The 303-nt window shown below is 56.4% G+C and carries 1 protein-coding gene; it reads left to right on the top strand.

What is annotated here, in order from left to right:
* A partial coding sequence (locus PZH32_RS12810; protein ID WP_343074579.1) for an MBOAT family O-acyltransferase occupies positions 1 to 303 on the top strand: 303 nt, incomplete at both ends.

Genomic DNA, 303 nt, shown 5'->3' with positions numbered 1-303 from the left:
GATGATGGGCTTCGACTACCCGCGCAACTTCAACTACCCCTATACGTCCAAGTCCGCCACGGAGTTCTGGCGTCTTTGGCACATGACCTTGGGCGGGTTCTTCCGCGATTACGTCTATATTCCGCTGGGTGGCAATCGCGTGAAGACGCCCCGCTTTATTCTGAACACTATGATTGTGTGGGGCCTCACCGGCATCTGGCACGGATCGGCCTGGAACTTCCTTCTGTGGGGCCTGTACTGGGGCGTGCTCATTCTGCTGGAGAAGTTCTTCATCATGAAGGTGCTCGACCGACTACCTGGCTT

This window comes from Adlercreutzia equolifaciens (assembly GCF_029076695.1).
GTDB lineage: Bacteria > Actinomycetota > Coriobacteriia > Coriobacteriales > Eggerthellaceae > Adlercreutzia > Adlercreutzia equolifaciens_A.
The sequence above is the reverse complement of the archived record's forward strand: the minus strand, read 5'-3'. Positions and strand labels throughout refer to the sequence as shown.